The sequence below is a fragment of the Actinomadura sediminis genome (assembly GCF_042675525.1).
Classification (GTDB): Bacteria; Actinomycetota; Actinomycetes; order Streptosporangiales; family Streptosporangiaceae; genus Spirillospora; species Spirillospora sediminis.
Map to the genome: position 1 here is coordinate 20,002 of NZ_JBHTJA010000060.1, position 23,094 is coordinate 43,095.

Genomic DNA, 23,094 nt, shown 5'->3' on the forward strand with positions numbered 1-23,094 from the left:
CGGCCCGCGGCCCGAGCATGGCCGTCCGCGTACCAGGATGGAGTCATGCGTCTACGGATCTTCACCGAGCCCCAGCAGGGGGCGAGCTACGAGACACTGCTGACCGTCGCGAAGGCGACCGAGGACCTCGGTTTCGACGCGTTCTTCCGGTCGGACCACTACACCAAGATGGGGGACGTGTCGGGCGAGCCGGGCCCCACCGACTCGTGGGTCACGCTCGGCGCCCTCGCCCGCGAGACGAACCGGATCCGGCTCGGCACGCTCGTGACGGCCGCGACGTTCCGCCTTCCCGGCCCGCTGGCGATCTCCGTCGCGCAGGTCGACCGGATGAGCGGCGGCCGCGTCGACTTCGGCCTGGGCACCGGCTGGTTCGAGGAGGAGCACGCCCACTACGGCATCCCGTTCCCGAGCCTGAACGAGCGGTTCGAGAAGCTCGAGGAGCAGCTCCAGATCTGCAAGGGCCTGTGGGGGACGCCGTCCGGCGAGACGTTCTCGTTCAGCGGCGACCACTACACGCTGACCGACTCGCCCGCGCTGCCGAAGCCCGCGCAGGACGGCGGCCCGCCGGTGCTGATCGGCGGGTTCGGCGCGAAGCGCACCCCGCGCCTCGCCGCGACCTACGCCGACGAGTACAACGTGCCGTTCCACGGGCTCGACGACACCGGCGCGGCGTTCGAGCGCGTCCGGGCGGCCTGCCGGGACGCGGGCCGGACCCGCCCGATGGTGTACTCGGCCGCGCAGGTGGTGTGCTGCGGACGGGACGAGGCCGAGCTGCGGCGCCGCGCCGACGCGATCGGGCGGGAGCCCGGCGAGCTGCGGGAGAACGGCCTGGCGGGCACCCCGCAGGAGCTCGTCGACAAGATCGGCCGGTTCGGCGAACTGGGCGCCGAGCGGCTCTACCTGCAGGTCCTCGACCTGTCCGACCTGGAGCACCTCGAGTTGATCGCCGCCGAGGTGATGGGCGGGCTCTGATCCGCGCGCCGGCGGGGGCGGCGCCCGTCCCCGCCGGTCAGCCGAACACGCGCCGGAAGGCGGCGTGCCGCGGGGCTCCCGCGGCGGTGTCCCAGACGGCGAACACGACGTGCTCGAACCGGCCGGCGAACCCGCCGCCCGGGCGCAGCGCGCGGGCGAACGTCTCGGCGACCTCGGCGGGGTCGTTGCGGAACACGCCGCAGCCCCACGCGCCGAGCACGATCCGCCGGTGCCCGTTGGCGAGCGCCGCCGCGAGAACCTTGCGGGCCCGGACGTCCAGGACCCGCGGCACCTCGGCGGCCTTCTCCGGGTCGCGGATCGCGCCCCGGTTGGGGGCCGGGGAGGTCAGGAACGCGACCTCGTAGGGCTCCTCCAGCAGGACGCCCCGGTCGTCGCGGAACACCGGAACGCCCGGCGAGTAGATCATGTGGTCGGAGTACAGCAGGTCGCGCTGCTCGCGGTGGAAGTCGTAGTACCGCCGCGCCGACGTGAGCGACGCGTACAGGCCGGACGACCGCGCGAGGCCCTCCTCCTGGGCGTGCGCGCCGTTGAGGAAGCCGCCGCCGGGGTTCTTCGCGGACGCGAAGTTCAGCGCGAGCGGGACGGCGTCCGGGGCGGCGAGCCGCCGGGCGGCCGCGAGCGTGGTCTCCTCGGTGACCTCGATGCGGGTGGCCGCGCCCGCGGGCCCGTCCGCGACCTCCCGCAGGAGGTCGTCCAGTTCCTCGGGCCGGTAGAGGACGGTGCCCCGCCTGGCCCGCTCGATGCTCTCGGCGACCCGGACGGCGCGCCCCGACGGGGCCCGGTACTCGCCGCGCTCGATGATCGCGACGGTCTCCTGCGCGACGGCGCGGCGGGGATGTCTGCTCATGATGCCCGGATTGTCACACGGCCCCGCGGGCGGTCCGCAAACGCTTTTCGCGGTGGCGGCCGCACCCTCCGTGACCGCCGCGGAACCGACGGGGATGTGGCTTATGTCCCTGACCTGCGTCTTGTCACGAAATGATCACCTTTGCCGGGTGGGATCTGTCATGCTGTGCACGCTATGCAACGTCCACGATCTCGCTCCCGCCGCCGTCCCCAGCGCCCGTCCGGGGACGCCGGGGCCCAACCTCCGCATCAGCCCGGACGGCGGCTCCCGCACCCGCCCGCCCAGGGCCCCGGGCACCCGTTCGAGCAGCCTCACGGGTACCCGCCGCCGCACCAGCAGGCGCCGCGGCCGCCCTTCCCGCCCGCGGAGACCCCGCACGGGCCGCCCGCGGACGTCCACGCGTTCGAGGACGCCGAGGACGCGCGGGAAGCCCCGCCCGCCCCGCCGCGGGGCCCGCGGCCGGGCCGGCCGTCCCGCCGGTTCGCGCACCCGGCCGGGCCGCCGTCCGACGACGCGCCCCGGCCGACGACGACCGAGGGGTTCGAGGACGAACTCGACCGCGCGTTCGAGGGGGCCCGGCGCAACCGGGTCGTCGGCCTGGCCGTCGGCGGCGCCGCGCTCGTCCTGGCCGCCGTGCTCGCCGTCGCCGCCGCGGTCGCCTGGAATCCCGGTGGGACGGACGCCGCGTCGGCAGCGTCGCATCCGAGCCCGAAGACGGGCGGGGGCGGCGCGAAGGCGTCCGCGAAGGCGTCCGCGAAGGCGTCCGCCGGCACGTCGCCGAGCGCGGCCCCGACGACCACCGCTCCCCCCTACATCCCGAAGAAGGGGAACGGGAAGTTCACCGTCGCCAAGGGATCCGGCGTCACCGGGCAGGGCGCCAAGGTCCTGCGGTACAAGGTCGCGGTGGAGGGCGGCCTCAAGCAGGACGTGAACGACTTCGCGAAAGAGGTCGACGACATCCTCGGCGACCCGCGCGGCTGGACGGCCAAGGGCAAGTGGGCGTTCCAGCGCGTCGACTCGGGGGCGCACGAGTTCGTCGTGATGCTGTCCTCGCCGGGGACGACCGACAAGCTGTGCGGCGCCTACGGGATGGACACCGAGGGCGAGGTCAACTGCCGCGCCGGCAAGCAGGTCGTCGTGAACCTCAAGCGCTGGCTGCTGCTGACCGAGTACTACGAGGGGAAGCCGCACGAGTACCACGCGCTGACCATCAACCACGAGGTCGGCCACCGGCTGGGATTCGGCCACATGACGTGCGGGGGCAAGGGGAGGCCCGCGCCGGTGATGATGCAGCAGATCTACGGGCTGAAGGGCTGCCGGGCCAACCCGTGGCCGTACGACGAGAACGGCGTGTACATCAAGGGCCCGGCCGTGCCCTGACCGAAAAAACGGGATGCGGAGGCTTCCCCCCGGTACGCCACACTTGGGGGGTGCTTCTGACGATCACCACGACGCTGCGCCCGGCGAGCGATCTGGGCTTCCTGCTCCACAAGCATCCCGATCGGGTGCAGACGTTCGACCAGGCGTACGGGACGGCGCACGTCTTCTACCCCGAGGCGGACGAGCGGCGCTGCACGGCGGCGCTGCTGCTCGACGTCGACCCGGTGAGGCTCGTCCGCACGCGCGGCAGAGGCACACCCGACTTCTCCCTCGGCCAGTTCGTCAACGACCGCCCCTACGCGGCGTCGTCGCTGCTCGCGTCGGCCATGGCGAACGTGTTCCGCACGGCGATGCGCGGGCGCTGCGACGCCCGTCCCGGGCTCGCGGAGACGCCGATCCCGCTGGAGGTCGTGCTCCCGGCGCTGCCGTGCCGGGGCGGCCCCGGGCGGGCCGAGCGGTTCTTCGGGCCGCTCGGCTGGGACGTGTCGGCCGAACCCGTCCCGCTCGACCCCGAGTTCCCGTCCTGGGGCGACTCCCGGTACGTGACCCTCACGCTCACCGGGACCGTCCGGCTGGCCGACGCGCTGAACCAGCTCTACGTGCTGCTGCCCGTCCTGGACGACGCCAAGCACTACTGGGTGGCGTCCGACGAGGTCGACAAGCTGATCCGGGCGGGGGAGGGGTGGCTCGCGACGCACCCCGACCGCGGCGCGATCACCCGCGGGTACCTGGCGAACCGCCGCGCGCTCGTCCGGGCCGCACTCGGCCGGCTGGCCGACGCGGAGGACGCGCCGGACGACGCCCTCGACCCCGTCGAGATCGACGAGGAGCCGGCCGCCGAGACCGCCGACGGCGCCGAACCGCCGGAGGAGACGCTCTCCCTGGCGGAGCGGCGCATCCGCGCGGTGACGGACGTGCTGCGCGAGGAGGACGCCGACAGCGTCATCGACCTCGGCTGCGGCTCGGGCAGGCTGCTCGCGCGGCTGCTGCGGGACGGCTCGGTCGCGCGGGTCGCCGGGGCGGACGTGTCGTTCCGCGCCGTCGAGCACGCGCGGCGGCGGCTGCGGCTCGACCGGCCGGGGCCGTCGCGCGCCCGGGACCGGGTCGGCGACCTGTTCCAGGGCGCCCTCACCTACGCCGACGACCGGTTCGGCGGGTACGACGCCGCGGTGCTGATGGAGGTCGTCGAGCACATCGACCCGCCGCGTCTCGGCGCCGTCGAGAAGGTGGTGTTCGGGCACGCAGCGCCCCGCGTCGTCGTGGTGACGACGCCGAACGCCGAGCACAACGTCCGGTACGAGGGGCTGGCACCCGGCGCGATGCGGCATCCCGACCACCGGTTCGAATGGACGCGCGCCGAGTTCCGCGCGTGGGCCGACCGGGTCGCGGCCGCGCACGGCTACCGCGTCCGGCACGTTCCGGTCGGCGACGACGACCCCGAGGTCGGCGCCCCGACGCAGATGGGAGTGTTCACGAAATGACCGGCCGAGAGATCCGGCTCCCGGAGACGGGGCTCGTCGTGCTGGTCGGCGTGTCCGGTTCCGGCAAGTCGCACTTCGCCCGCAGGCACTTCAAGCCGACGCAGATCGTGTCGTCGGACTTCTGCCGCGGCGTCGTCTCCGACGACGAGAACGACCAGTCGGCCACCGGCGACGCGTTCGACCTGCTGCACTACATCGTCGGCACCCGGCTGCGGCGCGGCCTGCTGACCGTCGTGGACGCCACGAACGTGCAGACGAAGTCGCGGCAGCGGCTTCTCGCGCTCGCCAAGGAGCACAACGTGCTGTCGGCGGCGATCGTCCTGGACGTGCCGGAGAGCGTCGCCGCCGAGCGCAACGCCGCCCGCCCGGACCGCGCGGACCTGCCCGCGCACGTCCTGCCGCGGCAGCGGCGGGAACTGCGGCGCGGCCTGCGGTCGCTCGGCCGCGAGTTCCGCCGCGCGTACGTGCTGGACGGCGTCGAGGAGATCGACGCCGCCACCATCGTCTACGAGAAGCCGTGGAACGACCGGCGGGAGCTGACCGGGCCGTTCGACGTCATCGGCGACGTGCACGGCTGCCGCGCCGAGCTGGAGGACCTCCTCACCGGCCTCGGCTACGAGATCGAGCACGACGCGCGGGGCCGCGCGGTCGGCGCGAACCACCCGGGCGGGCGGACGGCCGTGTTCGTCGGCGACCTCGTCGACCGCGGCCCCGACACCCCGGGCGTCCTGCGGCTCGCCATGGGCATGGTCGAGGCGGGCCAGGCGCTGTGCGTGTCCGGCAACCACGAGGCGAAGCTCGTCAAGGCGCTGCGCGGCCGGAAGGTGCGGGTCGCGCACGGCCTCGCCGAGTCGCTGGAGCAGCTCGCGCGGGAGCCGGAGGAGTTCCGCGCCGACGCCCTGCGGTTCATGGACGGCCTCATCAGCCACTACGTCCTGGACGGCGGCAGGCTCGTCGTCGCCCACGCCGGGCTGAAGGAGGAGTACCACGGCCGCGCGTCCGGGCGCGTCCGGTCGTTCGCCCTCTACGGGGACACCACGGGCGAGACGGACGAGTACGGGCTGCCCGTCCGGTACCCGTGGGCGCGCGACTACCGCGGCAAGGCGATGGTCGTGTACGGGCACACTCCCGTCCCCGACGCCGAGTGGATCAACAACACGATCTGCCTCGACACCGGCGCGGTGTTCGGCGGCCGCCTCACCGCGCTCCGCTACCCCGAACGCGAGCTGTTCTCCGTCCCGGCGCGCGAGACCTGGTACGAGCCCGTCCGCCCGCTGGCGGCGGCGCCGTCGGCGACCGGCGGGGGCGGGCAGCGCGAGAGCGACTTCCTGCACATCAAGGACGTCATGGGCAACACGGGCGTCGAGACGCGGCTGATGGGCCGCGTCACCGTCCGGGAGGAGAACGCCCTCGCGGCGCTGGAGGTGATGAGCCGGTTCGCGGCGGACCCGCGCTGGCTCGTCTACCTGCCGCCGACGATGGCGCCGGCCGAGACGTCGTCGCTGCCCGGGTACCTGGAGCACCCGGCGGAGGCGCTCGCCGCCTACCGCGACAAGGGCGTCCCGCGGGTCGTGTGCGAGGAGAAGCACATGGGTTCGCGGGCCGTCGCGGTGGTGTGCCGCGACGCGTCCGTCGCCGCCGGGCGGTTCGGCGTGGACGACGGGACGGCCGGCGCCCTCTACACCCGAACCGGCCGAGCGTTCTTCCGCGACCCGGCCCGGACGGACGAGGCGCTGGCGCGGCTGCGCGCCGCGATCGGCGCCGCCGGGCTGTGGGACGAGCTCGGCACCGGCTGGCTCGTCTTGGACTGCGAGCTGCTGCCGTGGTCGGCGAAGGCGATGGACCTCATCCGCGTCCAGTACGCCGCCACGGGCGCCGCCGCCCGCGCGTCCCTGCCGATGGCGGCGGACCTGCTGGCGCGCGCGGAGCGCCGCGGCCTCGACCTCGGCGGGCTGCGCGGGCACATCGACCGGCGCGTCGCGAACGCAGCCCGGTTCCGCGACGCCTACGCCCGCTACTGCTGGGACGTCGACGCGGACGGGCTCGGCGGCCTCGGCATCGCGCCGTTCCAGGTGCTGGCGGGGGAGGACCGCGCGTGGGCGACGGCCCGCGACCACGACTGGCACATGGACGTCGCCGGGCGGCTCGCGGACGCCGACCCGACCGGGTTCGTCCGGCGGACCGGGTCGCTGGTCGCCGACCTGGCCGCGCCGGACGCGGACACCGCCGTCGCCGAGTGGTGGGAGAAGCTCACCGCTGCGGGCGGCGAGGGCATGGTCGTCAAGCCGCTCGGCCCGTTCCCCGCGGACGCCAAGATCCAGCCGGGGATCAAGTGCCGGGGCCGCGAGTACCTGCGGATCATCTACGGCCCGGACTACACCGAGCCGGAGAACCTGGAGCGGCTGCGCGGCCGGTCGCTCGGCCGCAAGCGGTCCCTCGCCATGCGCGAGCACGCGCTCGGCCTGGCGGCGCTCGACCGGCTCACCGGCCGGGAGCCGCTGTGGCGGGTGCACCAGGCCGTCTTCGCGGTGCTGGCGCTGGAGTCGGAGCCGGTCGACCCCCGGCTCTGACCGGCTCCGGGGCGCGGGGAACGAAGGGGACGGAAAACCGGCCGTGCGGTCGCGGCTCCGCCGGAGGGCGCCGCACGGCCGTCGCCGTTCGCGGCGTCAGGTCGTGAACAGCATGTGGAACACGCCGCCGCCATAGGGACGGTGGTGCGCGCCATGGTGATGGTGGTGCACCTGCGGCGCCGCGGGCGCGCTCCACCCCGGGGTCGCGGGCGCGGCCGGCGCGGCCGGCGGCGCGGCCCGGTACTGGGCCTCCATCTGGCTGAGGGCCTCCAGCTCGCCGTAGTCGAGGAAGATGCCCCGGCACGCGTCACACTGTTCGATGTGAACGCCGCTCCGGGTATAGGTCCGCATCACGCCACGGCACTTAGGGCAGTGCATCGCCTTGTCATCCTTCCGTTATGGAACCCCAGGTAGAGGCTAAATCTAGGGCAGGTTCCCCGCCACGTCATGCCGGTTCTCCGCCGATTTCGGTGCAGGCCATTCTCCTGCAGGCGTCGACCATCGCCTCCTCGGGTCCGTCCAGCGGCCGATCGCCCTTCCTTGCGGATTGGACGCACGTCGCGGCGATCTGGATCGCAAGAGTTCGCGCCGGTATGTCCAGAGCCGTCCACGGGTCGCCGCCCGGGGGGACGGCCGGGCCTCCGGCGCCCCGGTAGGCGCCCAGGAACCGCTCCCACTCGTGCGGGTGCAGAACTCCGGCGCAGTACAGCGCCGCGGGGCGCGCGAGGTCCCAGGCGGGGTCGCCGCGGCCCAGGTCCTCGATGTCGATGAGGCGCCAGCCGTCCCGCACGCGGACCATCTGCCCGAGATGCCAGTCGCCGTGCACCACGCACTCCCGGGCGCGCGGCGGCTCTGCGGCGGCCCCGCGGATCCACGCGGGCAGCCCGGCGAACGCGCGCCGCACCGCATCCTCCGCGGAACCGCTCCCGAGCCGCCCCACCAGGCGCGCGACCCGCTCGGGACGCCCCCACGACGGCGCCCCGTCCGGGACGGGCACCCGGTGCAGGGCCGCGAGCAGCCGCGCGCCCTCCTCCCACGGGAGGTCGCCCGCCGGGTCCACCGGCTCCCCGTAGGGCGCGACGGTCACCGTCCGGCCGGCCGCCTCGACCGGCGGGCCGTCCGGGCCCAGCAGGATGTGCGGCAGCGCCGCCGCCAGCCGGATCCGGTCGCCGAACGCCGGGCCGACGTCCCGGTCCGGCTGGTGCGCCTTCACCACGACGTCGCCGACCCGCACCACCAGCACCCCGTGCCGGTCGTACAGCGTCACCGGCTCGCCGGACGTCCCCGGCGAACCGCCGCCGATCTCCACGAGCCGGGCGAACAGCTCGGACTGGGGGGTCTCGGTATGCACCCGGACAGTCAACCACCCGCCGCCGGACCGCGCCCGGCGGGTTTGCGCGACAGCCCGAGGACGCACGCGGTCGCGACCGCCGAGAACACCGCCAGCGCGACGCAGACCGTCCGCAGGGCGCCGGTGTAGTGCGTCCCGGTCAGCCGGTCGCCGCTCAGCGCCGCGAGCGCCGCGCCCACCACCGCGATCCCCACCGTCTCGGTGGCCAGCCGCGCCGTCGAGAACATCCCGGCCGCCGTCCCCGCCTGCTCCGGCCGCACGACCGTCACCGCCAGCCCGTCCAGCAGCCCGGTGGACAGCCCGAACCCGGCCCCGGTGAGCGCCAGCGGCACGGCCAGCGCCCACGGCGTGCTGCCCGGCCCGATCGTCACCAGCAGCAGCGCGCCGGCGCCCGTCACCGCCACCGACCCGGCCACCAGCGGCCCCGCCGGCATCCGCTTGGCGAGCGCCGTCCCGGCCATCGGCAGCACCACGGTCGGCGCCGTGAGCATCAGCAGCCACACGCCCGCCTCGCCCGGGGCCAGCCCCACGACCGAGATCAGGTAGGACGGCAGGTACACCAGCAGCGGCACCAGCACGAAGACGATCGCCCCGGCCGCCACCGCGTACGACGAGAACCGCGGATTCGCCAGCAGCCCGAGCTCGAACATCGGGTCGTCCGCCCGCCGCTCGACCGTGACGAACGCCGTCGCCAGCAGCACCGCCGCCACGAGGCCGCCCAGCACGGCCGGGCCGCCGAACCCGCGCTCGCCGCCCTCCACGATCGACGTGATCAGCACCAGCAGCGCGGCCGTGAACAGCGCCGCGCCCGCCCAGTCGATCCGCCGCCCGGCGTCGCCCCGCGCCGCGGGCAGCACCGGGACGAGCAGCAGCACGAGCCCCGCGACCGCGGCCGGCACCCCGAACGCGGCCCGCCAGCCCAGCGTCTCCACCAGCACCCCGCCGACCGTCGGCCCGAACGCCAGGCCCATGCCGAGCACGGTCCCGAGCATCCCGAACGCCCGCACCCGCGCCGTCCCGTGGAACGTCGCGGCGAGGATCGCCGAACCGCCCGTCGCGGCCGCCGCGGCCCCCACGCCGCCGAGCGCGCGCACCGCGTTCAGCGTCAGGACGTCCCGGGACGCCGCCGCGGCGAGGCCCGCCGCGCAGAACACGGCCACACCGCCGGTGAAGATCCGCCGCCGTCCGGCCACGTCCGCGAGCGAGCCCATCGCGACCAGGAAGCTCGCGAAGCACGCGTTGTACCCGGTGATCACCCACTGCGACGCGGTGAGCCCGGCGCCGAGATCCGCCCGGATGTCCGGCAGCGCCACCGACGCGCCCGTGATCGTCAGCGGGAACGTGAACGACGACAGCAGGACGACGACCAGGACGATCGCGTTGCCGTTCAGTGACCCGTGCTCCCGTCGATGCGCTCGCGCAGCAGGTCCGCGTGCCCGTTGTGGCGCGCGTACTCCTCCACCATCGACCAGTAGACCCAGCGCAGGCTCATCTCCTCCCGGCGCCGCGGGTCCAGGTACGTCTCGTCGAGGGAGCGGCCCGCCGTCGTCCGCCGGCACGCCTCGATCTCCGTGAGGTACACGGCCAGGTCGGCCTCCGCGTCGGCTTCGTCGACCCGGAACTCGGCCTCGAGGTCGTCGTCCGACACGTACAGGTACCCGACCTCCTCCCCGGCGAACCGCGCCCGGAACCAGTCGCGCTCGACCTCGGCCATGTGCCGGACGAGCCCCAGCAGCGACAGCGCGGACGGCTCGACGCAGCGCAGCTTCAACTGCTCCGCCGTCAGGCCGCCGCACTTCCACAGCAGCGTCTCGCGGTGGTGGTCGAGCCAGGCGTCGGCGAGCGAGCGCTCGTCGCCCGTCAGATGATCGGCCCACGGATGGGAGCGGGCCACGGCGGGAGCGGTCCAGGTCATGATTCCACTATGTCGAAGTCGATCCCGATATGCAGGTCCATATCCGGGTAGGGGGTGCGCCTGCCGGAACGCGGCTCGTCATGCGGAGGGGACCATGCCGGACGCGACACTGACCTTCATCGGGAACGCCACGACCATCATCCGGTACGGGCCGTTCACGCTGCTCACCGATCCGAACTTCCTGCGCCGCGGCGACCGCGCGCACCTCGGCTACGGCCTCACCAGCGAGCGGCTCCGCGACCCCGCGATCACCGTGGACGAACTGCCCGCCGTCGACGGCGTCGTCCTGTCCCACCTGCACGACGACCACTGGGACCCCGTCGCCGAACGGCACCTCGACCGCGGCCTGCCCGTCCTCACCACCGGCGCCGCCGCCCGGACGCTGAACGGGCGCGGCTTCCGCGAGGCCGTCGGCCTGCGCATCTGGGAGGGGCAGCCGCTCGTCAAGGGCGACCACCGCGTCACCGTCACCGCGATGCCCGGACGGCACGCGCCCGGCCCGCTGCGGCACGCGCTGCCCCCGGTCATGGGCGCGCTCCTGGAGTTCGGCCCGCGCGCCGGCGACCCCGAGCTCCGCATGTACATCAGCGGCGACACGCTCATGTACGACGACATCGCCGAGGTCGCCCGCAGGTACCCGGAGATCGACGCGGGCGTCGTCCACCTGGGCGGGACGAAGCTGCTCGGACTGCTCACCGTCACGATGGACGGGCGGCAGGGCGCCCGCTGGCTCCGCACGTCCGGCTGCGCCACCGTCGTGCCCGTCCACTACGACGACTACACGGTCTTCACGTCACCGCTGAGCGACTTCGAGGCCGAACTCCACCGCCACGGCATGGACGCCCGCCTGCGCCGCGTCGAGCGCGGCGGCACGATCCCGATCGTCCCGAGGAGCCGGCTCACCGCCCGCGCCCCCGGCTGACGCCCCCGCGTCAGCGGGGGCGGCGGCGGCCCTCGATCCGGCCCCGGACGAGCCGGGGATGGAAGTAGCTGATCTCCGTGCGGGCGTCGTCGGTGACGCAGAAGATCCGGTAGCCGTTGCGGCCGTCCTCGTCGGGGACGGTGAAGTCCGCCGGGACGAACATGCCCTCGGCGGCCATCGCGGTGAACCAGCGGCCCAGCGCGAACTCGTCGGGAAACCGCACGGTCCCGGCGCCGTGCGGGCCGAGCGTGTAGCGGACCTCGTAGAGGCAACCCCGCGGCGGATAGTCGATCGGGTCGCCGCACGTTTCCCTGCCGCGCTCGTCCAAACGTCCACCGCCTTCCGCCGCACATCTTAGAGCGCGCCGGACCCCGCGCTTCCGCGCCGCCGCCCCGGTCAGGGTGACCGGTGACACACTAGGCGCCGCCGGGCCGTGCGCACCGGCCCGCAGAAATGGCTGTGCCGTGCCGTTCGGAGACGGCTCGAAAAAGGCTTGCGCCGGTAAAGGCGCGGCTGCATCATGTACTTGTAAGCGAACGAGACCGGGAGGGGAGAAAGCGATGCGCCGGCACCGAATGCGCAGCAGCGGCCACCCCGGGCTCGGGAGTCGCAGACGGACGTGACCAGCACGTTCGTCCGTCGACCGCCCGGAGGCCACGGGCGGTCTTTTGTTTTCCTGGAGGGTTGGCCGAGCGGAAAGGCACCGGCGTGCTAAGCCGTGGTCAGGGTCACCTGCGCGAGTTCGAATCCCGCACCCTCCGCGCCGGATAGGGATGCTGGTGCATCCGGCGGATTCATATCCCGCATCAGGCAGGTTCGATTCCTGCATCCGGTACTCCCTCGCGCGCGAGGGCATGGCGTCCGTGGTGTGGTGGTCTGCACACCGGGTTGTGGTCCCGGAGGTCCTCGGTTCGATACCGGGCGGTCGCCCTGAACGTCTGAATTGTTGGTGTTCGCCCGGTGGGCTCCGTCAGATATTGCCCAGGTGCTGACATTCGGTTGCGTTGAGATTGATCGTCCGCGGAAACGCTTCGCCGCATGTACTGCACCTCGGGGAAGACGGCGCGGCGGCGCGTCCGCGCCCGGTACCGCGTCCTGGCCCTCGGCATGCTCGCCGCGCTCGCGATCGGCACCGGCGGCGGCTCCGCCCGGACGGGCGGGCCCGCCGAGAGCCCCGGCATCGCCCTGACCGCGGTCGAGCGCGCGGGCGACGGGCCCCTCCCGTACCTCGACCCGAGCCTGCCGGTCGAGAAGCGCGTGGACGACCTGCTGGCGCGGATGAGCCTCGACGACAAGCTCGGCCAGATGACCCAGCCGGAACGCCGGTACGTCACCCCCGCGGAGATCACCGAGCACCGGATCGGGTCGGTGCTGTCGAGCGGCGGCTCGGCGCCGTCGCCGAACACCCCCGAGAGCTGGGCCGACATGTACGACGGGATGCAGCGGGCCGCGCTCGCCGGGCCGCTGCGCGTCCCGCTGATGTACGGCGTGGACGCCGTGCACGGCCACAACAACGTCGTCGGCGCGACGATCTTCCCGCACAACATCGGGCTCGGCGCGGCCCGCGACCCCGGGCTCGTCCGGGAGATCGGGGCCGCGACCGCGCGGGAGATGGCCGCGACCGGCGTCGACTGGAACTTCGCGCCGTGCGTCTGCGTGGTCCGCAACGACCGCTGGGGACGGACGTACGAGTCGTTCGGCGAGGTGCCGGGCCTGCCCTCCGCGATGACCACCATGATCGACGGGTTGCAGGGCGAGAAGCTCGGCGCCGGTCCGGCGTCCGTCCTGGCGACCGCCAAGCACTACCTCGGCGACGGCGCCACGCAGGGCGGCGACGACCGCGGCGACGCGCGGATCTCCGAGGAGCGGCTCCGCGAGATCCACCTGCCGCCGTTCCGCGCGGCGGTCCGGCGGGGCGTCGGCTCGGTCATGGTGTCGTACAGCTCGTGGAACGGCGTGAAGATGCACGAGCACCGGTACCTGATCACCGAGGTGCTGAAGGGGGAGCTGGGTTTCACCGGGTTCGTCGTCTCCGACTACAACGGCGTCGACCAGATCGACGGCGAGCCCGGCTTCACCCGCGACGAGGTCGCCAAGGCGATCAACGCGGGGATCGACGTGGTGATGGTCCCCGAGCAGTGGAAGAAGTTCGTCCGGTACCTGCGCGCCGAGGTCCGCGAGGGCGACGTCCCGATGGCGCGGATCGACGACGCGAACCGGCGGATCCTCACCAAGAAGTTCGAGCTGGGCCTGTTCGAGAAGCCGATGGCCGACCGCCGCCAGGCGGCCGTGGTGGGCGGCGCCGACCATCGCGCGCTGGCGCGCCGGGCGGTCGCGAAGTCGCAGGTGCTGCTGAAGAACTCCGGGGACGTCCTGCCGCTCGGCGCCACCGAGGACAAGATCCTCGTCGCGGGCCGCAGCGCGGACGACATCGGCCGCCAGTCCGGCGGCTGGACGATCACCTGGCAGGGCGAGCCGGGCGACATCACCCCGGGGACGTCGATCCTGGAGGGCATCCGGGAGGTCGCCGACTCCGACACGAAGGTGGAGTACAGCCGGGACGGCAGCGGCATCGACGACTCGTTCGACGCGGCGATCGCCGTGGTCGGCGAGGACCCGTACGCCGAGTACCACGGCGACCGCACCGGCGGCCTCGGCCTGGACGAGACCGACGTGCGCACCATCGAGCGACTGCAGGCCGCCGACGTCCCGGTCATCGTCGTCCTCGTGTCGGGCCGCCCGCTCGACGTCGCGCAGCGGCTGCCCGACTGGGACGCGCTCGTCGCGTCGTGGCTCCCGGGCACCGAGGGCGCGGGCGTCGCGGACGTCCTGTTCGGCGAGATCGCGCCCACCGGGCGGCTCCCGGTCACGTGGCAGGCCGACGCCGACCAGCAGCCGATCAACCGCGGCGACGGCAAGAAGCCGCTGTTCCCCTTCGGCTACGGCCTCACCTACGACTAGCTGTAGGCGTGCGGGACGTCCGGTGCGGCGGGCACGAGCGCGAGCCGCCCGGCGTGCACCCTGGGCAGCACCAGCAGCGAGAAGGTCGAGTACGCGGCCGCCGCCGCGCCCCGCCGAGCAGGTGCGGGTGGTGGACGACCCGGTGCCCGCCGACCCGGACGCGTCCGCTGGCCGCGGCCCGCGCGTGGGCGCTGGAGCGGCTCGCTGACCTGGCCCGGCACGCGCGGGTCAGCACCCGCACGCTGCCCGCCGCTTCCGCGCGGAGACCGGCCTCAGCCCGCTGCGGTGGGTGCTGCGCCGCCGGATCGACCTGGCCTGCGAGCTGCTGGAGACCACCCGGCCGCCCATGGACCAGGTGGCCCGCCTCGCGGGCCTGGGCGGCGCCGGCTCGCTCCGCGCGCACGTCGTCCGCCGGACGGGCGTGACGCCGTCGGAGTACCGGAACCGGGTCAGTCCGTCAGTGCGGTGAGTGCCTTCTGGAGGTCGGCGGCGGCCCGGTCGACGGTCTTCTCCCCGGTGATCGCGGCGGTGACGTGGTCCTGGATCGCCGTGGACACCTCGTTGTAGCGGACGGCGACGGGCCGGGGCTTCGCGTTCCGGAGGCTCTCCTTCATGACCGGCAGGTAGGGGTAGCGCTCGATCATCGCGGGGTCGTCGTAGAGCGCCGCGAGGGAGAGCGGGAACGACTGCGCGCGCCCGTACCGGCGCTGGATCTCGGGGCTCACGATGTGCGCGACGAAGTCGCGGGCCGTCGCCTGGTGGTCGGAGTACGCCGACACCGCGAGGTTGTTGCCGCCGAGGGTGCCCGAGCCGGGGCCGTCCTTCCCGGGGATCGGGGCGACGTCGAACCTCCCGTCCACCTCCGACGATCCGTCGGACGCGAGCGCGTACACGTACGCCCAGTTGCGGTGGAAGACGAGGGTGCCCTCCTGGAAGGCGCGGCGGCCGTCCTCCTCCATGAACGTGACGGCCTTCTCCGGGATCGTTCCGTCCTCGAACGACTCGGCGAGGAACCGCAGCCCCGCCTTGGCCTGCGGCGTGTCCACCGCGGGCCTCCCGGACGCGTCGAACACCTCGCCGCCCGCGGACTGCACGGCCTCCGCGTAGTTGACCGTCAGCCCCTCGTACTTGCCGTACTGCCCCGCGTAGCAGTCGACCTTCTCGCCCTCGGGCAGCTTCCGCACTTCGGCGCACTGCTCGCGCATCTGCGTCCACGTCGCCGGCGGCGCGTCGAACCCGGCCTTCTCCAGCAGGTCCGTCCGGTAGTACAGGACGCCCGTGCCCGTCAGCCACGGCGCCGCGTACAGCCTGCCCCGGTACTTCCCGGTCTCGAGGGACGCCGGGACGAACGTGCCGGTGCCGGCCAGCCCGTCCGGGAGCGGGACGATCCAGCGGTGCGCGGCGAACTCGGCCGTCCACACGGCGTCGAGCCGCACCACGTCGTAGGCGTCCGACTCGATGCGCATGTTCTGGACGAGCTGCTGCCGCGCCCGGTCGCCGTCCTCCGGCAGCTCGACGATCCGGACCCGCTCGCCGGGGCGCGCCCGGTTCCAGTCGTCGGCGAGCTTCTGGATCGTCCGCGTGAGGTCCTTGCCGGTCGCGAAGGTGATGGGGCCGCGCCCGTCGTTCGCCGCGGGTCCGGTCCCGTCCGCGCCGCCGGAGCAGGCGCCGAGCGCCAGGACGAGCGCGGCCGCCGCGCACGCCCGGAAGGTTCCGGCCGTCATCGCGCGCCCTCCGCGGAGGCGAGATCGACGACCGTGCCGGTGCGGCGGGCCCGTTCGGCGGCCCACACGACGCGGTGGGAGGCGAGGCTCTCGGCGGCGCCGGTGCGCAGCCGGGACGGATCGCCGGTGGCCAGCGCGTCGGCGAACGCGTCCGCGAGTGCCTCGTCGCCGCCGCCGTGCCCGCCGGTGACGCCCTCGCCGGGCCGCAGCACCTCCGTCTCGCCGGTGACGAAGTCGTGCACCGCGACACGCTCCCCGTCGCCCTCGATCGACCCGGACGTCCCGAACACGCGGGTCTGCCGGTGCGCCGCCGGAGTGAACGCCGTCATCGTGAACACCCCCGTCGCCCCGGACGGGAACTCCAGGTTCACGACCTGGTGGTCGACCACGTCGTTGTCGCACGCGTACACGCACCGCCCGTACGGGCCGTGGCGCAGCGCCCGCAGGACGCCCTCCTCGGTGCGGTCGTCGGTGACCGCGCCGAGCGGCCACCCCTCTCCCCGGCGGAGGCCGCCCAGGTACAGGCGCGGCGCCGAGTACGCGCAGCGGGGCTCGGCCGTGCAGTCGACGCAGCGGTCGGCGGCGCCCTCGGGACGGTTCTCCGGGCGGAAGTGCGACAGCCGCCCGAACGACGACACCCGCGCGGGGGTCTCGCCCATCACGTGGGCGAGCCAGTCGAGGTCGTGGCACGACTTCGTCAGCAGCATCGGCCCCGACTCGTCCTCGCGCCGCCAGTTGCCGCGCACGTACGAGTGCGCGTGGTGCCACCATCCGACCGGTTCGAGGTGCTGCACGCTGAGCGGCGTCCCGATGCGCCCGCCCGCGACCAGTTCCCGCACCGTCCGGGTGTAGGCGGTGTAGCGCATGACGTGGCAGACGGCGAGCATCACGCCCGCGCGTTCCACCGCGTCCACGATCCGCCGGGCCTCGTCCTCCGACGGCGCCATCGGCTTCTCCAGCAGGACGTGGCAGCCCAGCCCGGCGAACGCGATCGCGGGCGCGGCGTGCTCGGCGTCCTGCGTCGCGACGATCACCCCGTCGGCGATGCGGCCCGCGTCCGCCATCTCCCGCCAGCCGGGGAAGCGGCGCTCCGGCGGGATCGCGTGCTCGGCGGCGAACCGCTCCCGCCGGACGGGATCGGGCTCGGCCACGGCGACGATCCGCGCCCGTCCGGTGCGCCCGATCCGTCCCGCGTACCCGGCGCCCCGCAGACCGGCTCCGGCCACCGCGACCGCAGGGCCCCTGTCGTCCATCGTCACGCCCCTCCGAGCTGGATATATTTGGCGCCGCCGACCCGGCCCGTATTACGCAAACTTCTTTCATAAAGTCGTCCGTCCGCCGACCGCTGTCAAGGGGTTCCGTGACCCGACCCTCTCCGCACGGGGCAGACCCCTCGGTGCTGCGCCGCCTCAACTCCGCCGCGACCCTCCGCACGCTCCGCGCCGGCGGCGAGTTCACGCTGTCCGCCCTCGCCGAGCGGGTCGGGGTGTCGCGGCCCACGGCCGAGGGCGTCCTCGGCGAGCTCACCGCGCGCGGCCTCGTCGCCGAGGTCGCGCCCCGGCCCGGCGCCGGGCTCGGCCGCCCCGCCCGCCGCTACCGCTTCCGCGCCGAGGCCGGGCACGTCCTCGGCATCGAGATCGACGCCCGGCACGCGCGGCTGCTGGCCGCCGACCTCGCCGGCGACGTCGTCGGCGGCCACCACGCCGACCTCCCGCCGGCCGCCCCGCCCGCCGAACGGATCGCCGCCGTCCGCGCCGCCGTCAAGACCTGCCTGGCGGCCGCCCGGGTCGGGCGCCGCTCGCTGCGCGCCGTCGCCGCCGGGACGCCCGGCGTCGTCGACCCGTCCGGCACCGTCGCGTCCTGCACCGTGGTCCCCGGCTGGGAGGGCGTCCCCCTCGCCCGCGAACTCGCGCGCTCCTTCGCCTGCCCGGTCCTGGTCGAGAACGACGCCAACCTCGCCGCGCTCGCCGAACGCTGGCGCGGCGCCGCCCGCGACGCCGACGACGTCGTCTGCGTCCACGCCGGCCTGCACACCGGGATCGGCGTCCTCATCGGCGGCCGGCCGCACCGCGGCCGCGGCGGCGCGGCCGGCGAGATCGGGATGCTCCCCGAACTCGGCCTCCGCGACACCGCCGCCGCCCTCGCCGCCGAACCCGTCGAGCGCCTCGCCGCCCGGATGGCCCGCGGCGTCGCCGCGATGGCCCTCGCCGTCGACCCCGACATGATCGTCGTCGGCGGCCCGCTGGTCCGTCCCGGCGACCCCCTCGTCGCCGAACTCGCCGCGCGCGTCCGCCCGCTCTGCCTCCGTCCCGTCCGGGTCGAGGCGTCCCCGCTCGGCGACGAGTCGGTGAGCCTCGGCGCCGTCCGGCTCGCCCTCGACCGGGTCGACGAGGACCTGTTCTCCCTCGACCCGGCGCGTTGACCGGACGTCCGCGGCCCGTCCCGGCCATCATGGGAACGCGATGTCGGCGGCGGCGGGTAGCGTCCCCGGCACGCGACCGACGGAGGGGAACCCGATGAGCGCCATGCCGGCCGAACCCCCGCGCCACCACGGGCGGGTGCACCGCATCCCGCGCACCATCGACGGCATCGGCGCGCACCTGACCCGGGAGAAGCGCGCCGCGTTCATCGCCGAGGTCCGGGGCGCCGAACAGGGCCGCGAGCTCGACAACGTCCTGTCCGGCTGGTACGCCGAGGCGATGCTCGACCAGCTGCCCGACCGGGAGCGGCGGCGCGCCCGCGCCCTCGACCGGCGGGGCGCCGTCGCCCTCGACGACATCGTCGCGCGCCGCGGTCCCCGCCCCCGCGGGTGACCGCCGCGGCCCCGCGGCGGGAGAAGAGCGGCTGGACCGTCTACTGCTCGGAAGTCGCGGCCGACGTGCTCGAATCCGTGCCGCCGCCCGTCCGCGACGACCTCATCGACTTCCTCTGCGACCTCGCCCGGCGGGGCGGCGGCGCCGTCGACGCGGGCCTCCCGCCGCCCGGCCGTCCCCTCGACGGCGTCGGCGTCCACTACACCCACACCGCCCCCGGCACCGCCGCCTGCATCGAGTACCTCGTCCTCGCCGACATCAAGGAGTTCTACGTGGCCGACCTCGTCTGGGCGGGCTGACCCGCCCGGACGAGGCCGGCGCCGGGACGCGCCGGTTCAGCGGCGGTCGTCGGAGCGGGGACGTTCGAGGACGAACGTGTCGACGGGCCGCGTGGCGCCGCCCGGCCCGGTGACGGCGTGGTAGGTGACGCGCATCGTGGTGCGGCCGCCGCGCCGTCCGGGATCGACGTCGAAGGAGCAGAAGCCGTACGGGTTCACGCGGTCGTCGCACCCGTTGCGGGGCACGTCGAAGTACGTCTGGAACGCGTGGTACCCGATCGGGCCGTTCCCCGCCTCGTTCTCGTGGTTGCCCGCGGCGGGCATCCACGGCCGGTTCCGCATCGAACGGCTGTTGTTGATGAACCAGTCCCGCCACACGCGGGTCGGGTTCCCCGAGAGCTGGGCGTAGCAGAGGTCGCCGTTCATCAGGTGGAACAGCGGCGCGATCGGCTCCACGGCGGTGGTGGTGTCGCCCGCGAACCGCGACCCGTAGTTGTCCTGCGTCCACAGCGTGATCCGGTCGGTGGGCATCGGCTTGTTGACCTGGGGCGTGGACTGGTCGCCGAAGCTGGTGAAGGTGAGCGGGCGCCGCCCGCGCGGGGCCGTCCGGAACGTGCCGGGCTCGGGCGTGGCGCCGTCGTGGACGGCCATGTACAGGTAGTCGGTGTCGGGGCGCAGCCCGCGGATCCGGACGTGGTGCGCCTGCACCTCCTCGCGGGTGACCGGGTCCCGGTAGGCGCGGGTGCGGGCGCCGTACGTCCGGCCGAGCCCGCCGTGCGGGGTGCCGAGCATGACGCGCGGGCGGCGGACCGAGTGCGGGGTCCGCCACGACACGGTGACCTCGCCGGACGCGTCGGACCCGAACTGGAGGTGCAGGCCGGACAGGCTCGGCGCGTCGATCCGGCCGGCTCGGCCGGCGAGGAACGCGATCTCATCGCGCAGGCGTGGGACCTCGCGGCGATCCGCCCCCTGTTCACCGACTTCGTCGAACGGTTCGCCGGCCTCGATCCCGCCACCGACGAGGACGCGTTCGTCGCGCGCCTGCGGATGGTGCACGCGTGGCGGCTGGTGTTCGACCGTGACCCGCGGCTGCCGGTGGAGTTCCTGCCCCCCGACTGGCCGGGCACGGCCGCGACCGACCTGTTCATCGACAACTGGCTGACCTGGTACGAGGCCGCCGACCGGTGGTGGCGCGGCCTCTGCGCCGGCTAGGCGGTCAGGGGAGGCGCGAAGGGCCAGGGCTCGGCGAGGAGGGCGTCGGTCGCGGCGACCGCGGCGGCCAGGCGCTCCTCGTGCGGCCCGGACACGGCGATGTGGGGGAGGCCGCGTCGCTTCAGCTCCGCCCGGAACCGGTCCGCCATCCACGCCCGGACCGACTCGCCGTCGCGCCAGCCGTCCTGCACGAACGGGACGCCCGCCGGATCGGTGAGGATCCACAGGTGGTGCGGGGCGCGCGCGTGGACGGCCTCGACGTCGGGCGCCGGGGCGCCGAGGTAGCGCTCGTGCCACACGGCCGTCGCGAACGCGTCGGTGTCGCAGACGAGCAGCGGCGACCCCGACCGGGCGGCGGCGTCCTCGAGCGCCGCGTGCCGCTCGGCGATCCGCGTGAACTCGGCGGACTCCCACACGAGGTCGTCCAGCCACAGCGACGCGTCGCCGGCGGCACGGCGCGCGGCGGCGAGCTTCTCCTCGGTGTAGGTGCGGCCGTACTCGGGCACCCACCGGGTCGACGCCCACACGCCGCCGCGTTCGGCATAGTGCGCGGCCAGCGCGCGCGCCAGCGTGGTGGTGCCCGTCGATTCCGCGCCGACCACCACCACGCGGCGGGCCAGGTACCCGCGGACGGGCGGCGACAGCCACGCCCAGTTCCCGACCGGATCGGCGCGGACGGCCGTCCCGCTGACGGGGAACCGCTCCCGCGGCGGATCCACCGGGACGTGCGCGGCGGAGAACCGCGCGGCGAGCTCGGGTCCGTACGGCTCAGAGCTGAACACCGCGTCGACCGGCGGGACGTCGACGCCGAGCCCCGAGCGGAGCGCGAGCCCGGCCCGGAACGCGGCGACGTGCGCCGACCACACCTCGTCGGACTCGTAGTCGATCTCGGCGTCGTCCACCACCGGGACGACCTCCACGTTCGGCTGCCGGTGCGCCTCCCGCAGCCACGCCGTCCGTAGGGCGAGCGGGACGCTCTCGACGCTGGACGCCGCGACGACCACGCTCACCCGGGCGCACGCCGCGGCGGCGGTGTCGATCAGATGGTGGTGCCCCGCGTGCGGCGGGTAGAACTTGCCGATCACGAGGCCGTGCCCGTACGTCATGCGGCCGCCGCAACCGTCTCCGCGCGGGCCGTGCCGCGCCAGTCCCGGTACCAGGCGGTCAGCCCGAGCACGCACAGCGACAGGAAGACGACGTACAGGGCGCTCGTGAGCTTGAGGTCCTTGTAGAAGTACAGGGGGATGTACACGAGGTCGGCGGTGATCCAGATCCACCACGACTCGAGCAGTTTGCGCGACTGGCCGTAGACCGCCATCAGCGACAGGGCCGTCGTCAGCGCGTCCCAGAACGGGACGGTCGAGTCGGTGTACGTCGTCAGCAGCCAGGTGATCGCGGCGGTCCCGGCCGCGCCGGCCGCGAGCAGCGTCCCCCACTCGGCGCGGGTCGTGCGCCGGACGGGCAGGGCGTCCCGTCCCTCGCCGCCGTACAGCCACACCCACCAGCCGTACGCCTGCAGCCCGATGTAGACGACCTGGAGTCCCGCGTCGGCGTACAGCCCGCCGTGGAGGAACACCAGCCCGAGCAGGATCACGTTGGCGATGCCGATCGGCCAGTTCAGGATGTTCTGCCGGACGACCAGCCACACGTTCACCGCGCCCGTCGCGAAACCGAGCAGCTCGGCCCACGTCGTCGGGACCGAGCCGAGGTGGAACGCCGGGTCGAGCAGCGGACCCAGCGGAACGTTCACCGCCATGACGGCGATCTTCGCATATCGCCGCGGTTCCGCTCCCGCCCGGGGAAGCCGGGCGGGAGCGGAACCGCGGATCGGGCGTCGGAACCCGTCAGGCGACGATGAGCAGCGGGTTCTCCAGCAGTTCCGCCAGCCGCGCCAGGAACGCGGCGGCCGTCGCGCCGTCGCACGCCCGGTGGTCCACCGACAGCGTCACCGCCATCCGCTTGCCCGGGACGACCTGGCCGTCCCGCACCACCGGCTCGTCCCGCACGGCGCCCACGGCGAGGATCGCCGCCTCCGGCGGGTTGATCACGGCGGAGAACGAGTCGACGCCGAACATGCCGAGGTTGCTGACGCTGAACGTCCCGCCGCTCATGTCGTTCGCCGACAGCTTGCCGTCGCGGGCCCGTCCGGCCAGCTCCCGGGTCTCGCGGCCGATCTCCGACACGCTCTTGCGGTCCGCGTCCCGCACGACCGGGACGACCAGGCCGTCCTCGACCGCGACGGCCACGCCGACGTGCACGCGCTTGTGGAAGAGGAGGCTCTCCTCCGTGTACGAGACGTTGACCGCCGGGTGCTCGCGCAGCGCCGTCGCGCACGCCTTGACGACCAGGTCGTTCACGCTGACCTTGGCGGGGGCGAGCGCCTCGTTGACCGTCTTGCGGAACGCGACGAGGGCCTCGGCGTCCACCTCGCGGTTGAGGTAGAAGTGCGGCGCGTTCTGCTTGCTCTCGGTGAGCCGCCGGGCCGCGACCTTCCGGAACCGGTTCAGCGGCACCGCCTCGACGTCCGGGTCGTCGGCCCGGTGCCGGTGCCGCGGCGGCGGGCGGCTGCTGCGCGGCGCCGCCGGACCGGACGGCCGCCTCGATGTCCGCACGGACGATCCGTCCGCCGGGGCCCGAACCGGACGGC

Annotated in this window: 23 protein-coding genes, 3 tRNA genes and 1 pseudogene; 14 read left to right on the forward strand and 13 right to left on the reverse strand. The window is 74.3% G+C overall.

From position 1 onward, the window contains the following. Positions 1-45: 45 nt before the first annotated feature. Complete coding sequence (locus tag ACFQ11_RS24800; protein WP_378302648.1) at positions 46-972, forward strand: LLM class F420-dependent oxidoreductase; 927 nt, start codon at positions 46-48, stop codon at positions 970-972. Between the two features lie 37 nt (positions 973-1,009). On the opposite strand, the gene ACFQ11_RS24805 is transcribed toward ACFQ11_RS24800, so the two are convergent. Continuing rightward, entirely contained in the window at positions 1,010-1,840 is an 831-nt protein-coding gene (locus ACFQ11_RS24805) for a TIGR02452 family protein (protein WP_378302650.1), read from the reverse strand. 174 nt (positions 1,841-2,014) lie between these two features. Here ACFQ11_RS24805 and ACFQ11_RS24810 point away from each other — a divergent pair, with 174 nt between their 5' ends. The 3 genes from ACFQ11_RS24810 to ACFQ11_RS24820 are packed head-to-tail and all read left to right on the forward strand — an operon-like array spanning position 2,015 to position 7,271. Next, the gene (locus ACFQ11_RS24810; protein WP_378302653.1) at positions 2,015-3,220 is read left to right on the forward strand and encodes a DUF3152 domain-containing protein; all 1,206 of its coding nucleotides are present in this window, start codon (positions 2,015-2,017) and stop codon (positions 3,218-3,220) included. A gap of 50 nt (positions 3,221-3,270) precedes the next feature. Next, entirely contained in the window at positions 3,271-4,701 is a 1,431-nt protein-coding gene (locus ACFQ11_RS24815) for a 3' terminal RNA ribose 2'-O-methyltransferase Hen1 (protein WP_378302655.1), read from the forward strand. Continuing rightward, on the forward strand, positions 4,698-7,271 hold the full coding sequence (locus tag ACFQ11_RS24820; RefSeq protein WP_378302657.1) for a polynucleotide kinase-phosphatase: 2,574 nt from the start codon (positions 4,698-4,700) through the stop codon (positions 7,269-7,271). The genes ACFQ11_RS24815 and ACFQ11_RS24820 overlap by 4 nt, the downstream gene beginning before the upstream one ends. A 96-nt stretch (positions 7,272-7,367) precedes the next feature. Here the strand turns inward: ACFQ11_RS24820 and ACFQ11_RS24825 are convergent, their stop codons facing one another. The 4 genes from ACFQ11_RS24825 to ACFQ11_RS24840 all read right to left on the reverse strand — a co-directional run bounded on the left by ACFQ11_RS24825 (position 7,368) and on the right by ACFQ11_RS24840 (position 10,537). Then, positions 7,368-7,649 (reverse strand): TFIIB-type zinc ribbon-containing protein, encoded by a 282-nt coding sequence (locus tag ACFQ11_RS24825; protein WP_378302659.1) that lies wholly within the window; start codon positions 7,647-7,649, stop codon positions 7,368-7,370. A gap of 67 nt (positions 7,650-7,716) precedes the next feature. Continuing rightward, positions 7,717-8,622 (reverse strand): phosphotransferase family protein, encoded by a 906-nt coding sequence (locus tag ACFQ11_RS24830; RefSeq protein ID WP_378302661.1) that lies wholly within the window; start codon positions 8,620-8,622, stop codon positions 7,717-7,719. Between the two features lie 8 nt (positions 8,623-8,630). Beyond that, a complete protein-coding gene (locus tag ACFQ11_RS24835) occupies positions 8,631-10,103 on the reverse strand; it encodes an MFS transporter (RefSeq protein ID WP_378302697.1) in 1,473 nt (490 codons plus the stop codon). Next, a complete protein-coding gene (locus ACFQ11_RS24840) occupies positions 10,010-10,537 on the reverse strand; it encodes a DinB family protein (protein ID WP_378302663.1) in 528 nt (175 codons plus the stop codon). Before ACFQ11_RS24840 ends, ACFQ11_RS24835 begins: the two co-directional genes overlap by 94 nt. A gap of 94 nt (positions 10,538-10,631) precedes the next feature. Here ACFQ11_RS24840 and ACFQ11_RS24845 point away from each other — a divergent pair, with 94 nt between their 5' ends. Beyond that, a complete protein-coding gene (locus tag ACFQ11_RS24845; protein ID WP_378302665.1) occupies positions 10,632-11,459 on the forward strand; it encodes an MBL fold metallo-hydrolase in 828 nt (275 codons plus the stop codon). A gap of 10 nt (positions 11,460-11,469) precedes the next feature. On the opposite strand, the gene ACFQ11_RS24850 is transcribed toward ACFQ11_RS24845, so the two are convergent. Then, positions 11,470-11,787 (reverse strand): hypothetical protein, encoded by a 318-nt coding sequence (locus tag ACFQ11_RS24850; RefSeq protein WP_378302667.1) that lies wholly within the window; start codon positions 11,785-11,787, stop codon positions 11,470-11,472. Between the two features lie 350 nt (positions 11,788-12,137). On the opposite strand from ACFQ11_RS24850, the gene ACFQ11_RS24855 reads away from it, so the two are divergent. The 4 genes from ACFQ11_RS24855 to ACFQ11_RS24870 all read left to right on the forward strand — a co-directional run bounded on the left by ACFQ11_RS24855 (position 12,138) and on the right by ACFQ11_RS24870 (position 14,420). Continuing rightward, positions 12,138-12,220, forward strand: a tRNA-Ser gene (locus tag ACFQ11_RS24855). A 1-nt stretch (position 12,221) separates the two neighbouring features. Then, a tRNA-Met gene (locus tag ACFQ11_RS24860) sits at positions 12,222-12,294 on the forward strand. Positions 12,295-12,315: 21 nt separating this feature from the next. Beyond that, positions 12,316-12,390, forward strand: a tRNA-His gene (locus tag ACFQ11_RS24865). Between the two features lie 107 nt (positions 12,391-12,497). Further along, positions 12,498-14,420, forward strand: a complete 1,923-nt coding sequence (locus tag ACFQ11_RS24870; protein WP_378302669.1) for a glycoside hydrolase family 3 protein — start codon at positions 12,498-12,500, stop codon at positions 14,418-14,420. On the opposite strand, the gene ACFQ11_RS24875 is transcribed toward ACFQ11_RS24870, so the two are convergent. Then, complete coding sequence (locus ACFQ11_RS24875; protein WP_378302670.1) at positions 14,417-14,641, reverse strand: hypothetical protein; 225 nt, start codon at positions 14,639-14,641, stop codon at positions 14,417-14,419. The genes ACFQ11_RS24870 and ACFQ11_RS24875 overlap by 4 nt on opposite strands. Before the next feature lie 29 nt (positions 14,642-14,670). Here ACFQ11_RS24875 and ACFQ11_RS24880 point away from each other — a divergent pair. After that, positions 14,671-14,889: pseudogene (locus ACFQ11_RS24880) on the forward strand (helix-turn-helix domain-containing protein); the annotation flags it as partial. Here ACFQ11_RS24880 and ACFQ11_RS24885 read toward each other — a convergent pair. Then, positions 14,870-16,144 (reverse strand): ABC transporter substrate-binding protein, encoded by a 1,275-nt coding sequence (locus ACFQ11_RS24885; RefSeq protein ID WP_378302672.1) that lies wholly within the window; start codon positions 16,142-16,144, stop codon positions 14,870-14,872. The pseudogene ACFQ11_RS24880 and the gene ACFQ11_RS24885 sit on opposite strands and share 20 nt — an antisense overlap. Continuing rightward, positions 16,141-17,397 (reverse strand): Gfo/Idh/MocA family protein, encoded by a 1,257-nt coding sequence (locus ACFQ11_RS24890; protein ID WP_378302674.1) that lies wholly within the window; start codon positions 17,395-17,397, stop codon positions 16,141-16,143. The genes ACFQ11_RS24885 and ACFQ11_RS24890 overlap by 4 nt, the downstream gene beginning before the upstream one ends. Positions 17,398-17,504: 107 nt before the next feature. On the opposite strand from ACFQ11_RS24890, the gene ACFQ11_RS24895 reads away from it, so the two are divergent. The 3 genes from ACFQ11_RS24895 (at position 17,505) to ACFQ11_RS24905 (ending at position 19,256) form a co-directional block, all read left to right on the forward strand. Beyond that, complete coding sequence (locus ACFQ11_RS24895; RefSeq protein ID WP_378302676.1) at positions 17,505-18,566, forward strand: ROK family transcriptional regulator; 1,062 nt, start codon at positions 17,505-17,507, stop codon at positions 18,564-18,566. A 94-nt stretch (positions 18,567-18,660) separates the two neighbouring features. Next, a complete protein-coding gene (locus tag ACFQ11_RS24900) occupies positions 18,661-18,957 on the forward strand; it encodes a hypothetical protein (protein ID WP_378302678.1) in 297 nt (98 codons plus the stop codon). Continuing rightward, complete coding sequence (locus tag ACFQ11_RS24905; protein WP_378302680.1) at positions 18,954-19,256, forward strand: hypothetical protein; 303 nt, start codon at positions 18,954-18,956, stop codon at positions 19,254-19,256. Before ACFQ11_RS24900 ends, ACFQ11_RS24905 begins: the two co-directional genes overlap by 4 nt. A 36-nt stretch (positions 19,257-19,292) precedes the next feature. On the opposite strand, the gene ACFQ11_RS24910 is transcribed toward ACFQ11_RS24905, so the two are convergent. Further along, positions 19,293-20,069: a fibronectin type III domain-containing protein gene (locus ACFQ11_RS24910; protein WP_378302682.1), complete on the reverse strand. Its 777-nt coding sequence runs from the start codon at positions 20,067-20,069 to the stop codon at positions 19,293-19,295. A gap of 36 nt (positions 20,070-20,105) precedes the next feature. Here ACFQ11_RS24910 and ACFQ11_RS24915 point away from each other — a divergent pair, with 36 nt between their 5' ends. Continuing rightward, on the forward strand, positions 20,106-20,447 hold the full coding sequence (locus tag ACFQ11_RS24915; protein ID WP_378302684.1) for a PaaX family transcriptional regulator C-terminal domain-containing protein: 342 nt from the start codon (positions 20,106-20,108) through the stop codon (positions 20,445-20,447). On the opposite strand, the gene ACFQ11_RS24920 is transcribed toward ACFQ11_RS24915, so the two are convergent. From ACFQ11_RS24920 to ACFQ11_RS24930, 3 genes are all read right to left on the reverse strand, one after another. Further along, on the reverse strand, positions 20,444-21,553 hold the full coding sequence (locus tag ACFQ11_RS24920) for an AAA family ATPase (protein ID WP_378302686.1): 1,110 nt from the start codon (positions 21,551-21,553) through the stop codon (positions 20,444-20,446). The two genes, ACFQ11_RS24915 and ACFQ11_RS24920, sit on opposite strands and share 4 nt — an antisense overlap. Beyond that, positions 21,550-22,203, reverse strand: a complete 654-nt coding sequence (gene pnuC, locus ACFQ11_RS24925) for a nicotinamide riboside transporter PnuC (RefSeq protein WP_378302688.1) — start codon at positions 22,201-22,203, stop codon at positions 21,550-21,552. The genes ACFQ11_RS24920 and pnuC overlap by 4 nt, the downstream gene beginning before the upstream one ends. 88 nt (positions 22,204-22,291) lie before the next feature. Further along, on the reverse strand, positions 22,292-23,094 hold an 803-nt coding region (locus ACFQ11_RS24930), incomplete at its 5' end, for a dihydrolipoamide acetyltransferase family protein (RefSeq protein ID WP_378302690.1).

Excerpts from the sequence above, each read along its gene's own strand:
- ACFQ11_RS24920 (WP_378302686.1), bottom strand. The coding sequence starts at position 21,553 with ATGACGTACGGGCACGGCCTCGTGATCGGCAAGTTCTACCCGCCGCAC.
- ACFQ11_RS24800 (WP_378302648.1), top strand. The coding sequence starts at position 46 with ATGCGTCTACGGATCTTCACCGAGCCCCAGCAGGGGGCGAGCTACGAG.
- ACFQ11_RS24885 (WP_378302672.1), bottom strand. The coding sequence starts at position 16,144 with ATGACGGCCGGAACCTTCCGGGCGTGCGCGGCGGCCGCGCTCGTCCTG.
- ACFQ11_RS24825 (WP_378302659.1), bottom strand. The coding sequence starts at position 7,649 with ATGCACTGCCCTAAGTGCCGTGGCGTGATGCGGACCTATACCCGGAGC.
- ACFQ11_RS24820 (WP_378302657.1), top strand. The coding sequence starts at position 4,698 with ATGACCGGCCGAGAGATCCGGCTCCCGGAGACGGGGCTCGTCGTGCTG.
- ACFQ11_RS24845 (WP_378302665.1), top strand. The coding sequence starts at position 10,632 with ATGCCGGACGCGACACTGACCTTCATCGGGAACGCCACGACCATCATC.
- ACFQ11_RS24890 (WP_378302674.1), bottom strand. The coding sequence starts at position 17,397 with ATGGACGACAGGGGCCCTGCGGTCGCGGTGGCCGGAGCCGGTCTGCGG.
- pnuC (WP_378302688.1), bottom strand. The coding sequence starts at position 22,203 with ATGGCGGTGAACGTTCCGCTGGGTCCGCTGCTCGACCCGGCGTTCCAC.
- ACFQ11_RS24900 (WP_378302678.1), top strand. The coding sequence starts at position 18,661 with ATGAGCGCCATGCCGGCCGAACCCCCGCGCCACCACGGGCGGGTGCAC.
- ACFQ11_RS24810 (WP_378302653.1), top strand. The coding sequence starts at position 2,015 with ATGCAACGTCCACGATCTCGCTCCCGCCGCCGTCCCCAGCGCCCGTCC.
- ACFQ11_RS24805 (WP_378302650.1), bottom strand. The coding sequence starts at position 1,840 with ATGAGCAGACATCCCCGCCGCGCCGTCGCGCAGGAGACCGTCGCGATC.
- ACFQ11_RS24870 (WP_378302669.1), top strand. The coding sequence starts at position 12,498 with ATGTACTGCACCTCGGGGAAGACGGCGCGGCGGCGCGTCCGCGCCCGG.
- ACFQ11_RS24840 (WP_378302663.1), bottom strand. The coding sequence starts at position 10,537 with ATGACCTGGACCGCTCCCGCCGTGGCCCGCTCCCATCCGTGGGCCGAT.